At 56.7% G+C, this 13,088-nt stretch carries 13 protein-coding genes and 1 pseudogene; 1 reads left to right on the top strand and 13 read right to left on the bottom strand.

Annotated features, from left to right (window positions below):
• Positions 1–10 precede the first annotated feature (10 nt).
• The 5 genes from argB to rpmH all read right to left on the bottom strand — a co-directional run bounded on the left by argB (position 11) and on the right by rpmH (position 4,068).
• Positions 11–928 carry an acetylglutamate kinase gene (gene argB / locus AGA_RS05390; protein WP_059023340.1) on the bottom strand — a complete coding sequence of 306 codons (918 nt, stop codon included), beginning with the start codon at positions 926–928 and terminating at the stop codon, positions 11–13.
• Between the two features lie 39 nt (positions 929–967).
• On the bottom strand, positions 968–1,636 hold the full coding sequence (yihA, locus tag AGA_RS05385; RefSeq protein ID WP_059024672.1) for a ribosome biogenesis GTP-binding protein YihA/YsxC: 669 nt from the start codon (positions 1,634–1,636) through the stop codon (positions 968–970).
• Complete coding sequence (gene yidC, locus AGA_RS05380; RefSeq protein WP_059023339.1) at positions 1,636–3,402, bottom strand: membrane protein insertase YidC; 1,767 nt, start codon at positions 3,400–3,402, stop codon at positions 1,636–1,638. Before yidC ends, yihA begins: the two co-directional genes overlap by 1 nt.
• A gap of 129 nt (positions 3,403–3,531) precedes the next feature.
• The gene (rnpA, locus tag AGA_RS05375; protein WP_059023338.1) at positions 3,532–3,909 is read right to left on the bottom strand and encodes a ribonuclease P protein component; all 378 of its coding nucleotides are present in this window, start codon (positions 3,907–3,909) and stop codon (positions 3,532–3,534) included.
• Positions 3,910–3,933: 24 nt separating this feature from the next.
• Positions 3,934–4,068, bottom strand: coding sequence for a 50S ribosomal protein L34 (rpmH, locus tag AGA_RS13430; RefSeq protein ID WP_081774758.1), 135 nt, complete (start codon positions 4,066–4,068; stop codon positions 3,934–3,936).
• Positions 4,069–4,228: 160 nt separating this feature from the next.
• Between rpmH and AGA_RS05370 the strand changes: the two genes are divergently transcribed.
• Positions 4,229–4,615 (top strand): hypothetical protein, encoded by a 387-nt coding sequence (locus tag AGA_RS05370; RefSeq protein WP_157065308.1) that lies wholly within the window; start codon positions 4,229–4,231, stop codon positions 4,613–4,615.
• 6 nt (positions 4,616–4,621) lie between these two features.
• Here the strand turns inward: AGA_RS05370 and gloA are convergent, their stop codons facing one another.
• The 8 genes and pseudogenes from gloA to rseP all read right to left on the bottom strand — a co-directional run bounded on the left by gloA (position 4,622) and on the right by rseP (position 13,067).
• Entirely contained in the window at positions 4,622–5,011 is a 390-nt protein-coding gene (gloA, locus tag AGA_RS05365) for a lactoylglutathione lyase (RefSeq protein WP_059023336.1), read from the bottom strand.
• A 42-nt stretch (positions 5,012–5,053) separates the two neighbouring features.
• Positions 5,054–5,902 (bottom strand): LpxI family protein, encoded by an 849-nt coding sequence (locus AGA_RS05360; protein ID WP_059023335.1) that lies wholly within the window; start codon positions 5,900–5,902, stop codon positions 5,054–5,056.
• Positions 5,899–6,756, bottom strand: a complete 858-nt coding sequence (gene lpxA, locus AGA_RS05355; protein ID WP_059024671.1) for an acyl-ACP--UDP-N-acetylglucosamine O-acyltransferase — start codon at positions 6,754–6,756, stop codon at positions 5,899–5,901. Before lpxA ends, AGA_RS05360 begins: the two co-directional genes overlap by 4 nt.
• Before the next feature lie 129 nt (positions 6,757–6,885).
• Positions 6,886–7,314: a 3-hydroxyacyl-ACP dehydratase FabZ gene (fabZ, locus tag AGA_RS05350; RefSeq protein WP_306416230.1), complete on the bottom strand. Its 429-nt coding sequence runs from the start codon at positions 7,312–7,314 to the stop codon at positions 6,886–6,888.
• Between the two features lie 93 nt (positions 7,315–7,407).
• A pseudogene (gene lpxD, locus AGA_RS05345) lies at positions 7,408–8,492 on the bottom strand (UDP-3-O-(3-hydroxymyristoyl)glucosamine N-acyltransferase).
• Positions 8,493–8,494: 2 nt separating this feature from the next.
• Complete coding sequence (locus AGA_RS05340; protein ID WP_059024669.1) at positions 8,495–9,367, bottom strand: OmpH family outer membrane protein; 873 nt, start codon at positions 9,365–9,367, stop codon at positions 8,495–8,497.
• A gap of 4 nt (positions 9,368–9,371) precedes the next feature.
• Positions 9,372–11,789 carry an outer membrane protein assembly factor BamA gene (gene bamA / locus AGA_RS05335; protein WP_373319913.1) on the bottom strand — a complete coding sequence of 806 codons (2,418 nt, stop codon included), beginning with the start codon at positions 11,787–11,789 and terminating at the stop codon, positions 9,372–9,374.
• 165 nt (positions 11,790–11,954) lie between these two features.
• A complete protein-coding gene (rseP, locus tag AGA_RS05330; RefSeq protein WP_083503555.1) occupies positions 11,955–13,067 on the bottom strand; it encodes an RIP metalloprotease RseP in 1,113 nt (370 codons plus the stop codon).
• Positions 13,068–13,088 lie beyond the last annotated feature (21 nt).

Below are 13,088 nucleotides of genomic sequence, written 5' to 3'. Positions count from 1 at the left end.
TGCGCAGAGCTTATTCTGCGCGAATAAGCGTGCCCGAACCAGACGCGGTAAACAGTTCCAGCAGGCAGGCATGGGGCATACGACCGTCAATAATGACCGCACCGCTTGCACCGCCCTGCACAGCCTGAATGCAGGTTTCCACCTTAGGGATCATCCCCCCGGTAATAACCCCTTCCTCAATGGCCTGCCGGGCCTGTGCGGCCGTCAGTTCCGGTATCAGCTTGCCTTGCGCATCCAGCACGCCCGGTACGTCCGTCAGCATCAGCAGCCGGGTTGCATGGACAGCCCCCGCCACCGCACCAGCTGCGGTATCCGCGTTGATGTTATAGGTTTCGCCATCATCACCAAGGCCAACCGGGGCAATAACCGGAATAAGACCCGAGCCTGACAGGGCATAGATAACACGGGGATCAACCTTAACCGGCTCCCCGACAAAGCCCAGATCCAGCACCCGCTCAATCTGGCTATCCAAGTCCCGCACGGTGCGCCGCAATTTGCGGGCGGTAATCAGCTTACCATCCTTGCCCGAAATCCCCACGGCAAGGGCGCCAGCTTCGCAGATGAGTTCCGCAACCTGCTTGTTGACGGAGCCAGCCAGCACCATCTCAATCACATCAACGACGTTGGCGTCTGTAACGCGCAACCCGTCAATGAAGTGCGAAGGAATATCCAGCCGCTTGAGCATCTGGTTAATCTGCGGGCCACCGCCATGCACCACAACGGGATTGATGCCAACCTGCTTGAGCAGGGCAATATCCCGCCCGAAGGTTTTGGCCAGACCGACATCCCCCATGGCGTGGCCACCATATTTGACCACAATGGTGTCCCCCGCATAACGCCGAAGGTACGGCAGGGCATTTGCCAGCACGGCGGCCTCATGCACTGCATCATGCTTGGCGCCGGAAGAAGGAAGTCTAGATTCAGTCATGCTCTGAAAATCCTGCCGTCGTCTGTCCATTATCCCTGATCAAGACAGGGCAAACTCTGCCAGTTCCGCCCGCAGCGCCTCAATGCCCTGCCCGGTCTGGCTGCTGGTAAGAGAAAGATAGGGGAAAGCCGCCGCGTGGCGTGCAATTTCCGCCTCCACTTCGGCCTGTTTGCGGGCCAGTGCGGTGGGTTTTACATCATCACACTTGGTCAGCACGACCTGAAAGCTGACTGCCGCACGGTCCAGCAGCTTCATGACGTCCAGATCATGCACCTTCATTTCCACCCGTGCGTCCAGCAGCAGCACAACCCTATGCAGGCAGGGACGACCGCGCAGGTAATCGAACATCATCTCCTGCCAGTCTTCCTTAACGGATTTGGCAGCACGGGCAAAACCATAGCCCGGCATGTCCACCAGCATGAGACGATGTGCGAGGTCAAAAAAGTTGAGCTGCTTGGTCCGCCCCGGTTCGGAGGAGGCCCGGGCCAATGTCTTGCGGCCTGTTAGGGCATTAATCAGGCTGGACTTCCCCACATTGGAGCGTCCGGCAAACGCAATTTCGGGCAATGTCTGCGGTGGAAGCTGACCCAGCTTCTGCGCACCAAAAACAAAGTCACATGAACCGGCAAAAAGCCGCCGCCCTTCTTCCAGAGCGGCGGCAATATCTGCTTCGTCCTTCAGTTCACGGAAAGAAGGCTCTTGCTGCATCATTTTTTGGCAACCAGTTGCGGTTTGGCGTCGGCTGCCTTGAGACGACCCATGATGATGATCTGCTGGATGGCAGTCAGCACGTTGCTCCAGCAGTAATAGATAACCAGACCCACCGGCTGCCGCGCCATGAAGAAGGTGAACAGCAGCGGAATGAACATCATGACCTTCTGCTGCGCCGGGTCCATGCTGGTGGAGCTGGCACTGACCTTCTGCATGACAAACATGGTTGCACCATACAGGATGGGCCATGCACCCAATGTCAGCAGCGGCAGAATCTGTGCTGGATCAAACGGAATAAGACCGAACAGATTGAAAATATTGGTCGGGTCCTGCGCGGAAAGATCTTTTACCCAGCCGATAAAAGGAGCATGTCGCATTTCAATCGTGACATACAGATCCTTATACAGGCACCAGAAAACCGGAGCCTGAATGAACAGCGGCAGAAAGCCGCCAAACAGACTGACATTCTCCTTACGGTACAGCATCATAATCTGCTGCTGCATAACCACCGGGTCATCCTTGTGCCGCGCACGGATCAGGTCAACCTGCGGCTTAAGGCGGGAGGTCTTCCAAGTCATGCGCATCTGCTTGATGGTCAGCGGCAGGAAGGCGACCTTCACAATAACCGTAAAGGTCAGCAGAGCCAGCCCAAAGCTACCCAGATGGCTGTTAAGCCAGTCCAGCACAAAAAATACCGGACGGGTCAGGAAGGAAAGCCACCCGAAGTCGACGGCCTTCCAGAACATGGGAATATGCAGGTCGTGTTCGTACTGTTCCAGAAGCCGCACTTCCTTGGCCCCGGCGAACACATGTGCTTCGGTGGAAACAGTCTGTCCCGCAGCAACCTGCACGGGAGCCGTTGCCGTAAACCCGACCTGATACTGGCTCTGCGCTGCCTGCCAAGCATACGTCCCAACCACGCTGGATGCCTGATCCGGCACAATGGCCATCAGCCAGTATTTGTCGGTAATACCAGCCCAGCCGCCTGTACCCTGATGGCTCCACGCCACGTTTTCGGGCGGCACGCCATCATTACGGACCGATTTATAGGACCCTTCATTCAGGCGACCATCAATAACGGAAATCGGCCCCTCATGCACCAGCATACCACCGGTTTCTTCCGGCGTATAACCGCGGTTAACACGGTAGTATGGGTAAAGGGCCACGCTCTGCCCCGTCGCGTTGTGCACGCGCTGAGTCACGGTGAACATGTAGTCCTTGTCCACCGCAAGAGCGACTTCAAACGTCAGACCCTGCCCATTATCCCAGCTCAGGGTAACGGGATGTTCGGCATCAAGCTGCGTGCCAGACGCCTTCCAGAGTGTGCGGGCATTGGGCAGCGCCACAGGGACATCAGATGTTGCTGCGCGCCAGCCAAAATCCACATAATCAGCGCGCTTAGAATCCAAGGGGCTGAGAACACGCACATCCGGGCTGTCGGGCTTTACAGTCTCGCGGTACTGCTTGAGCACCAGATCATCCAAACGGGCGCCACGCAGGTTAATGCTCCCCTGCACGGCCGGAGCATTGATGGCTATGCGGGTATCTGCCCCGTCAGGCACATCCGCTACGGCACCAGCGGGTTGAACAACTGCTGCCTGACCTGCACTCCCTACTGAGGCTTGGGACGCGGTCGGGCTGGACACACTCTGCGTGACCTGCGGAGCAGGCTGATGTGCCGGAGCCTGGGGAAAGAAGTAATCAAACCCGATAAGAACCAGAGCTGACAACAGCGTTGCCAGTATGAGACGTTTTGAATCCATGAGCTCTGGCCTACTGGCCCCCTGCACATAACAAAAATGGAAAACTCAACGACCGCACAAAACTGCAGTCTTGAACGGCACAACCGTGTTCCAGCGCAGGTACGACAGGAATGCAAGACGGGACATTCACTAATCCCGCGTACAGAGCTTCAACGCTTTCCGAAAATCAGCCACCAGCGCATCAAAGGAACGATCGCGCGTTGCGCCTCGCCCTATCAGCACCAGATCAAAGCCGTTCAGCGGTGTATCGGCTTCCACTCTACGCACGACCTCACGCAACCTGCGGCGCACCCGGTTGCGCACCACGGCATTACCGACTTTTTTGGTCACCGTGAAGCCAACACGAGCGGGATCCGAATCGGGCCGCCTGAAAAGCTGAAGGACAAGACCAGACACCGGAGCCTTACGCCCCTTGGCAGCCATAAAGAGAAATTCCTTCCTCTTTTTAAGCCGCAAAGACGTGTGTGTCCCTGCCGCTGGCTGCTCCTGACCTTCAGACCAGTCCATCAAAACCGGACTGCCGGACAACGCTTACGCGGAAAGGCGCTTGCGGCCCTTGGAGCGACGGTTTGCAAGGATACGACGGCCGCCAACGGTAGCCGAACGGGTGCGGAACCCGTGACGACGCTTGCGGACCAGCCGGGACGGTTGATAAGTGCGCTTCATGGCTGCACTCCCTTCAGTTTGAATATGCTTCGCCAGTGGCCGCGTACGCGCCACTCTCTCTTGAAGTCGCGGCTTATAAAGTTCAGATAGAAGAACGTCAATGTGCAGAGCAGAGTCGCACAACTATTCCCGCACGATCTTCGGCATGGTGACCAGCAGTATGACTTCTTCCCCGCCCCAACTTCGTACCATTCTGGCTGTTATCTGCCTGCCTGTTCTGGCGTGCCTGCTTGGGCTGGGTACAGGTGCATCTCGCCCCGTGGTGACCCTGCTAGTCGGCCTGGCCGCAGCCTGTGCGGCATGGATAACCACACGGCAGACCACACTCACACAGCCTGCGCCAGAGACCGCCTCCGCGCCGCCCCAACCCATGCAGGAACAAGACCCCAAACTGCGGCACGATATTCGCGGAATTATCTCCCCGGCCATGCTTGCAGCAGAGCAACTCTCCCTCAATCAGGACCCGGTCGTTCAAAAAGCGGCTAGCACCATTAATGATTCGCTGGACCGCCTGACAGCCCGCCTTAAACAGCGCCCATCAGGCTGACCGCTTTTAGGCCTGTTCGATCAATTCCACCTTGTAGCCATCCGGGTCCTCCACAAAGGCAATAACGGTGGTGCCAAACTTAACCGGACCAGCTTCCCGCGTGACCTTGCCGCCTCCGGCCCGAATACGCTCCACTGCAGCGGCGACATCGGGCACGCCTACGGCAAAATGCCCAAATCCCGTTCCCACCTCATATCCGTCGTCCTGCCCCCAGTTATAGGTCAGTTCTATTTCGGCCTGCCCGGCAGCATTATCCGCAAACCCTATAAAAACAAGGGTGTATTTTCCGTCCGGCACATCCTTGCGGCGCAATTCCCGCATTCCAAGAAGGCTATAAAAAGCTAGACTTTGTTCCAGATTCCGAACGCGGACCATTGTGTGTAAAAAACTGGGCACTGCACATTCCCCTTATCTCAAACAAGCCTACGGCTAATTGGCTTATGCAGGCTGCACATAGGTCGCCGGATCTATAGCGATCAAAAACAGCCCCAGTCGATCGGCTTCGGTCTGGCAGGCCTGCATATCCGTCAGCAGGGTATGAGCCGCTTCAAATGCTATTCCACGCAGCCCCGCCGCATGGGCGTTACGCAGTGTGACAGGACCAATGGTTGGCATGTCAGCTCTTTTTTCCTGCCCCGGCTTAAGCAGCTTGACCAACACACCGCCCTCGCCCGGCTGACGACAGAGACCTGAACGCGCCAGCATGGCATCCGTCCCCTCCATAGCCTCTACAGCCAGCACAACGCCGTTCTGCACCACGCAGCCCTGCCCTATATCTAACCGGCCAAGCGCCTGCGTAACAGCCACACCATGCCGGATATCCGCCAATGCCTGCGCATCCGGCGTATACCGCCCCAAAACGCCGGGACGGGCCACGGAGTGAGACAGAAATTCATGCGCTCCTCGCACACGAAAACCTTCTTCTCCCAGAATACGCACAAGTGCCGCCAGCAGCCCATCATCCCCTGCAAACAGGGCTTTGCCTAAGCGAGCCAGAATACGGGCCCCTTCGGCATCCGGGCATAAGCTACGCAGGGATGGGCGGCGGATTGGGCCGATCAGCACTAGGTCAGAACAACCGTGCGCTCGCAAAAGGCTCAGCATCCGCCCTGCCGCACCAAGCCGCACACATTCGTGCAGCCATGGGGCTAGAACATCGGGTTCTGCGAACCCCTCAAACCCGATAATAAAAACGGAATGCCCTGCTGCTCTAGCCGCTTCCGCGACCTTGGCAGGCAACGGGCCGCCTCCTGCCAGAATGCCAACTGTTGTTGGCTCTGTGGTCACGCGCCCTCGGTTTCCGCCTGATCTGCGGCACCGCCACGGGCTGGCCGAACCAGACCACGGTGACTTGGGGCATCAATAAAATTCAGAATTTCCTTTACGCGCACATCACCACTAAATTCCTGACGCACCTGATCCAACCGGGTCTGAAAAGACACATCGCCAGATACTTTGGGATAAAGGGTGAAAAACGCCTTCCGCATCCGATGAATTTCAGCCGACTGAACACCATTGCGCCGCAACCATATCCAGTGCAGGCCAATCAGCTTGGCCCGGTTACCCAGCACACTTCCATAAGGAATAATGTCCGCCTCAACCCCGGCTACCCCGCCCACAAGAGCGGCATGACCAATTCTGACAAATTGATGGATAGCGGCTGACCCCATAACGCGCGCATCATTGCCAATGGTCACGTGGCCACCCATGACCACGTTGTTGACAATAATCACTCTGTCACCCAGCACGCAGTCATGCGCAACATGAGCGTTAGCCATGATGAGCACATCCTGCCCAACACGTGTTATGCCAGACCCCGTGGCAGTCCCTCTGTGAATGGTCACATGCTCACGCACAACAGTACGAGCACCCACTTCGCAGCGGGTTGGCTCGCCTTTGTATTTCAGATCCTGTGGGGCCATACCGACCGTGCAGAACGGAAAATAGCGCGAATGCGCGCCCAGATGGGTATGACCATCCACAACAACGTGGGAGATCAGTTCCACCCCGTCATCAAGAACTGCGTTGGGTCCAACAGAGCACCATGGACCAACCACCACGCCTTGCCCAAGCTTTGCCCCCGGGGCAACCAGAGCCGTTGGATGAACAAGCGTCTGCCTGGCTTCCTCTACAGCGTGCACCACTTCAGTTCCTCATCTTCCGCTTGCCTGCAACACAGAGTGTGGGCCCCTGCTTCACGGCTTCTGCCAGTAAAAACTGGCAGAACTGAAACATATATTGCCCCTATCGGCACACCAAGCGCAAAAAAATCAGCCCATGATCATGGCGCTAAAGGTCGCTTCCGCCACCACAACACCATCGACCCGTGCTTCACCACGGAACTTCCAGACATTTGAACGGTGCCGTTCCTTGACTACATGAATGCGCAACTGGTCGCCCGGCTCTACCGGACGGCGGAATTTAGCGCCTTCAATCGTCATGAAATAGACAAGCTTGCCCTCAAATGCTTCACCCAGCGTCAGGACAACAAGCGTAGCTGCTGTCTGGGCCATGGCCTCCACAATGAGCACTCCGGGCATAACGGGCCGCCCCGGGAAATGCCCCGGAAAAAACGGTTCGTTGACCGAGACATTCTTGATACCTGTCGCTTCTTCCCCCAGGACAATATCTTCCATCCTGTCGATCAGAAGGAAAGGATACCTGTGAGGAATCGCCTGCATGATACGGTTGACATCAATACGTGCGATTGTCTGGCCGTCCTGCCGGGATTCTTGTTTTGTCTCCACGTCCCCTAAACCACCCTCTGTACCGGATATTGATCCGGGATAAGTTCACACTTTGTCTGAATCGCCTTTGGCTGATCCAGACGCCTTTTTTGCCAACTTGCGCAACACCGCCACATTCCGGAAAAACTCCCGAAATGGCATGGCTGGGCTGCCTATGACATCTGCGCCGCTCTCAACATCCGACATAACGCCACACTGCGCACCAATGCGCGCCTTGGCCCCAATACGGATATGGCCAATAAGCCCGGCCTGCGCCGCAACGGTTACATAGTCTTCCAGCACCGTTGAGCCAGAAATACCAGCCTGCGACACCACAATACAGCAACGCCCCAACCGGGCATTATGCCCGATCTGCACCAGATTATCGAGCCGGGAACCGGCACCTATAACCGTGTCATTAACCGAACCGCGGTCAATGGTGCTGTTGGCGCCAATCTCCACATCGTGCTCAATAATCACACGGCCAAGCTGGGGGACAGTCTCAAATCCGTCCGGCCCGACCGCAAACCCAAAGCCATCCTGCCCAATGCGCGCCCCTGGCAAAATGGTAACGCGATCCCCCACCAGAGTGTGAGAAAGTGTGACCGTAGCACCAATACGGCAGTCCGCACCGATCTGCACGCCGTCTCCCAGCACAGAGTGGGAACCAATAATGCTACCAGCCCCCACTTCCACTGCTGCGCCAATAACAACAAATGGCCCCACTTCCACCGTGGGATGAATAACAGCGGATGGATCTACCACCGCAGACGGATGGATGCCACCCTTGCTGACAGAACGGGGGTGAAACAGCCGCGCAATACGAGACCATGCCAAGTAGGGTGTTGCCGTAACAAGGGCTGCACTCTGCGCTGGCACTTTATCCGCAAAGGCTGGCGCAACAATAACCAACCCGGCACCAGTATGTTCCAGCAGATGGGCATACCGGCGATTATCCAGAAAACTGACATCCCGCGCGCCAGCCACCTGTAACGGGGCTATGCCAACATAACCACCCTGCGGAAGCGCCCCCTCACGGGGTGGGCGCAGGTCAGCACCAGCAACCTCAGCCAGTGCTGCCGCATCAAATGGTCCGACACGCGTAAAAAACGCGGATCAGCCGGGCCAGAAGAAGCCCTGCAATCCCCCATTCTTATTTTTTCCCGGCAGGAGCCGAAGGCACAACAGGAGTAGGCCCGGAAGCAGCCATCTGCTGGTCGGCGTCAGCCGTTGTCGGCATCTTGCCGGACTTTGCCAGCTCTTCAGGGTCTACATTTGCTTCAGGGATAAAGACGCTGGGCAGAACCTTGTTCAGGTTCACGGCCACTTCGTTGGTAATATCCTGCCCATCCACATGCAAGGCGACCTGCTCGCTATGCAGCACAAGGTTCATACCGTGAGCAGACGCCACTTTCTGGATAACCTGCACAAGCTCACGCTCGATCTGCCCCAGAGAAACCTGAGCGGCTTCCTGAATAATGCGGTTACGGTTACGGAAATCCCGCTGCGCCTTCATAACCTTTGCCTGCAGGCTACGCTCACGGGTCTGAATCTGGTCGGAGGTCAGGGACTTGGCCTGAGCCTGCAAAGTCTGCTGCTCATCACGCCAGCCAGCCTGTTCGCGCTGCAGATCCTGCGCAAGCGCATCACGACGACCACCCAGAACACGCTCCACCTGCATGGCAGCGGAACTCTGACGCATAACCCCGGAGACGCTGATCACGCCAATGGTGGTTGCAGGCGGGGGAGCTTCCTTCGCAATTTCAGGAGCATTGGGAATAGGAGGCAGTGGCAGAACCGGCGGAGCCTGATCGGCTGCTTCCTGACTATCCGCAGCAGGTGCGGGCAGAGCTACGGGAGCCGGTGCTGCGTTATGCGCAGCAGGATGCGGAGCCTGTGCTGCAGGCTGACTTTTGGGAACGAACCAGCCGTTACCGCCTTCTGCCTGAGCGGCAGGAATGAGAGCTGCAGAAAAAGAAAGGCAAACAGCCCCTAACAGGGCGGCTTTTGAACTGAAACGCATCATTACCTCAGAATTGCTGGCCGAAGCCGAAGCGAAGGAGCTGTGTGCGGTCATTATAACTGCGTCTGATCGGCACACCAAGGTCAATATTCAGCAGACCAAACGGACTTTTCCAGGAAAAGCCTGCACCGGCACTTACACGCGGGCTCAGCATATCACCCGAAATTGCCGTGTAATTCGCACCTGCGGTCGCTGGGTTTGTGTACAGGCGTTTGACGCGCAGCCCCGCCACGGTCCCCATATCCACAAATGCACGACCACCCACACCCATATCCGTCAGGAACGGGATCGGGAAGTTCAACTGGGCCGAAGCATTGTACATAAACCGACCACCGATAAGATCTTCGGACTGGTGGGTATAGTTCCCAACACTTCGCGGACCAGCACCACCATCAAGGAAGCCGCGCAGGTTGTTACCACCAAGATAGAAGTTATCGATGATATCGTGACGGCCGTTGCTTCCCCAGTCAGCCAGATAACCAGCACCACCACGGAAGGCCAATGTCCAGCTATGGCTGTTGGTCAGGTCATCCAGCGGGATGTAGTACCCACCGTTGATCTTGCCACGAACGTAGTTTTCATCCCCGCCGATACCGGCAAAGTCACCGCCGACCGATACGAAATAACCACTATGCGGCTGCATACGGTTATCACGCCTGTCATACATAACCGTTGTACTGATCTGGGACAGAAGCGACTTACCCTTCTGGTCCTGAACATAGGGCGAGGACTCGCTCCACATATCCCCAACCCAACGGCGGATCAGGCTGTAGTTCCACGACTGGGAAAGATAACGGTTATACGAATACCCCATACGCAGGGTGATCCCGTAACGACCTTCCGAGTAGTTCTGGTACGTCTGGTAGTTATTTTCGATGAAGAAAATATCCGCCCCAACAACCAGATTGCGACCTAGGAAGACCGGGTCTGTTACAGAAAGATCAGCCTGCTTCTGATAGTACGAAACCGTACCCGAGAAGCCAGCATCCACCCCTGTACCCAGCAGGTTGTGCTGCTTGAGCCCGACGTTACCAATAATACCAACGTCCGTTGAATACCCGCCGCCAAGTGAGAATTCGCCTGTTGGTTTTTCCACAACATTGACGGACACGTTCGTACGGTCAGGCGATGAGCCGGGCGCATCTGTTACGTTGACCGTTTTGAAGTAGCCCAGATCCTGAACGCCTTCCTTGGCGTACTTCTTGTAGCTGGTCGTGTAGGGGTCACCCTCGGCAAAAGGCAACTGCCGACGAATAACGTTATCCTGCGTAATGGTGTTCCCGTTAATATCAATCCGCTCAATATAACGCCTCGGGCCTTCGCTTACGTCGAAGAGCAGATTAACAATCCGTTTTTCCGGATTACGGGCAATGGTTGGGCGCACCACGGCAAACGGATGCCCTTCCGACTGGAGCAGTTCCTCCATGTCGGTCGCATTGTCCTGCACGGCCTTGCCATCGTACCACTGGTGGGGGAACAGCTCGACATACTTACGCAAGGACTTAGCGGGAACATGCCGCAGGCTTGAGCGGATATCGACCTTACCCAAGCGATAACGGATGCCTTCATCCATTGTGATGGTGATGTAAAAGGACTTCCGATCGGGCGAGAGTTCACCCTTTACGTCCTTGATCTGGAAATCCACATACCCGTTGTGCAGGTAAAAACGACGGAGCAGTTCGCCATCATACTTCACCCGTTCGGGGTTGTATTCGTCGGATGACCCCAAGAAGTGGTACCAGGCTGTTTCCTTGGAGGAGACAACGCCAGCCAGTTCGGCTTCGCTGTAAGCCTTGTTCCCAACAAACGCGATCTTGCGGATCTTGGTATTCGGCCCCTCGTTAATCTGGAAGATCACGTCCACACGGTTATGCGCCAGACGCACGATCTGGGGAGTGACGACCGCTGCAAAACGGGATTTCTGGGCATAGACTTCCAGAATGCGCTGCCGGTCATCCGCCGTTGTTTCCGCCGAGAACACTGCACGTGGGCGTAGGGAGAGAACCTTACGCAGGTCTTCATCCTTGGCTGCGTGATTCCCTTCAAAGACAATCCGATTGACGATCGGATTTTCCTTCAGCTTCACGAGCAGCGTATTGCCCTCGCGCCGCAGCGTCACATCCTTGAACAACCCGGTCGCGTACAGGGTCTTCAGGGAACGATCGAGGTCATCCTGCGTAAACGGATCACCAACACGGACAACCATATAGGAGAGGACCGTATTGGTTTCGATACGGGTATTGCCTGAGACACGGATGTCATCAATCACACCCACAGCGGCTGGCTGTGAGGGCAGATTCTCCGGCTGCTGTCCGGCATTCTCGGAATCGCCCTCGGGCGATGCAACAACAGCTGCTGGTGCCTGCGTGTCCGGGTTCTGGGCGGCCATAGCCCCCCGTCCCTCGATCATGAAAAAAGGCAACATGCAGACAGAAACGAACAGGGCCGAACGTTTACCCGTCAAGATCTGCCTCCCTCCATCCGGGTCGGTTCAGCACGGAAGCCCACCCTCCGTTCTTGTCTCGCCCGCAAGGGACGTATCCGAATTTACCCTTGTCACGCAAGCCTTCCCTTCCCGTCCAGTTCACTATCATCCAGCAAGCGATGCAATCCACCTGAACAACCCGAAGCTGGACAGGTCGTTGAACGTCGAAAACAAAAACAGACCTGCCAGTAAAGCAAACCCGGTCTGAAAACTAACCTCTTGCACCCGCTTGGAAACCGGGCGTCCTCTTATTGCCTCTATGGCATAAAAAACAAGACGTCCACCATCAAGAAGTGGAACGGGAAAGAGATTGATAAGACCGAGGTTAACGGACAGCAATGCCATGAAGGAAAGCAGGCTGGCAAAGCCGTATTGTGCAACCTGCCCGGACAGCTGTGCAATCTTGAGCGGACCACCCAGATCCCGCGCTGTATGCTGACCACTGAAGATCTGCCAGACCCCATCCAGCGTCTGCACGGTGGTTCTCCACGTTGCCTTACCCCCAGCCACCACAGCCTGCGATAAAGGCAGGGGCTTACCCTCTTCAACCGCAAACACCACGCCGAGCAGACCATGCGCTGCCCCGCCGTGCGAATCCTGCGTGGAGCCAATGGTAATGGGCAGTTCCACCCGCTGGCCGCTACGCTGCACCACCAGTGTCGTTTTTTGCCCCGGAGCCTGAGACACCGCGGCCTGTGCGTCCTCCACCCCAGCAACGTCATGCGTGCCGATACGGAGGATAACATCCCCCTTCTGCAACGCCGCCCCCTGTGCGGCACTACCGGGCATAACGGAAGCGACCTCATTGCGCACATGCGGCTGGCCTGCGGTCGCAAACAGCAGCACGAACAGGACAAAGGCCAAAATAAAATTGAAGACAGGCCCGGCCAGAATGACAATAGCCCGGGACCAGACGGATTTATCGTGGAATGTCCGCCCCGGAATCCACGCGGCCTTCTGCTCTTCCGTTGCGTCCTCCGGGTCATCAAACCCATGAGGCCGCACGTAGCCACCTAGGGGAATCGGGCAGACACGCCATTCCGTCCCGCTTTTATCCCGCCACTTAAACAGGGCGGGACCGAAGCCGAGCGAGAAAACCTCCACATGCACACCGCGCCAGCGGGCTGCAAGGTAATGCCCGAGCTCGTGAAAAGTTACCAAAACGCCCAGCACAAAGACGAAGGAAATCAGGGTGCGCAGATAATCGTGTATCATCATTCCTCCGATATCGGGACTAGT

Source organism: Acetobacter ghanensis (assembly GCF_001499675.1).
Lineage (GTDB): Bacteria > Pseudomonadota > Alphaproteobacteria > Acetobacterales > Acetobacteraceae > Acetobacter > Acetobacter ghanensis.
The sequence above is the reverse complement of the archived record's forward strand: the minus strand, read 5'-3'. Positions and strand labels throughout refer to the sequence as shown.